This is a genomic window from Cupriavidus mimosae, from assembly GCF_023952485.1.
In the GTDB taxonomy this organism is placed as follows: Bacteria; Pseudomonadota; Gammaproteobacteria; order Burkholderiales; family Burkholderiaceae; genus Cupriavidus; species Cupriavidus taiwanensis_C.
In genome coordinates this window covers 1-1,303 of sequence record NZ_JALHRY010000080.1, presented here as the reverse complement: position 1 = coordinate 1,303, position 1,303 = coordinate 1, and the positions used below count along the sequence as shown (strand labels likewise).

The following is a 1,303-nucleotide window of genomic DNA, read 5'->3' as shown; positions in this document are numbered from 1 at the left end:
GGTTCATCGAGGAATTCCGGGGAAGGCTGCGCGGATTTTGAGGAAGAAGTATTCCTCGTCGCGATAGCCGTACGCGCGGCGCTTGATGACCTTGATGGTGTTGTTGATGCCTTCGACCACGCTGGTGTTCAATGGGTGGCGGCAGCGGGCCAAGATGCCATGCCAGTAGCCTTGCAGGCGCTTCGCAAACAACTCCAGGGCAGGTATTCGGCTCTGCCGAGCCTGCTCGCACCATTGCTCCCAAGCTTTTTGCGCCCACGCCGGGCGGCGGTAGAACCATAGCCGCTTTAGCTCGTCGCGCAACAGATAGACTGTCAGCAATGGCCGGTTCGCCTCCAGGACCTCATCCAGATGAACCGCCTGGGGGACGCTCAAGTTCTCCCGATTCCGCAGCAGTAGCCAGCGTGTGGACTTGAGCACCCGTCTGGCCGGCCGATCGTGCCGCAGCTGATTGGCCTGATCCACCCGTACTCGGTCGATGACCTCACGCCCGTACTTAGCTACCACGTGGAACAGGTCGAAGACCACCTCTGCTTGCGGGCAATGCGCCCGGATCTCCAACTCATACGCGGTCGTCATGTCGATGGCGACGGCCTCGATGCGCTGCGCAACGCCGGCGGGGAGCTGCTCAAAGAAGGCTCGGGCGGTCTCGCGTGAGCGCCCCTGTCCGATCCAGAGCACCTGCCGCCCAATGGGGTCGACTACCACCGTGGCATATCGATGCCCCTTGTGTAGCGCGAACTCATCCATGGCCAGGTAGCGGATATTGGACCAGTCCGGCTCGGCCACTGCCTCACGCAAGCGAGCCTTATCGATCGATTTAACTGTGTGCCAGCCCAGATCGTAGAAGGCCGCCACCGCCTGCACCGTACAGTGGCGCAACAAGTGGCCGCAAGCCTGGGCCAAGCGGGCCGTCACGCGTTGGTAGCGCCCAAGCCATTCCAGCCGCTCCAGCCTCGGACCGCCGCAACGGTCGCACCAAACGCGCCGGCGCGGCACGTGCAGTACGACCCGATACTCGAACAGCGGAAGGTCCCGGACTCGCCTGACCACTGTCTCATGCACCTGATGGCAGCGCGCGCCACACTCCTCGCAATGCATGACCTTGCTGACCGGCTTCAAGTACAACGACAGCGTACGGCTCTCTCCCTCCGGCCATTCCACGCGCTCCAGCCGGTAGCCCTTCCAGCAACCCAGTGCTTGCAGCGTCTTGCGATCCAGCACACATCCCCCTGATACCTGAAGAAACAGACATCAGCATACAAAATGTGCTCTTTCGGGCCACGGTTTTCTGCGAAGAACC

1 protein-coding gene is annotated in these 1,303 nt (G+C 62.0%); it reads right to left on the bottom strand.

Annotation, left to right across the window (positions count from 1 at the left end; all coding sequences use genetic code 11):
- Nucleotides 1-3 precede the first annotated feature (3 nt).
- Entirely contained in the window at nt 4-1,224 is a 1,221-nt protein-coding gene (locus tag MKD50_RS30355; RefSeq protein WP_012353615.1) for an ISL3-like element ISRta1 family transposase, read from the bottom strand.
- Nucleotides 1,225-1,303: the final 79 nt, after the last annotated feature.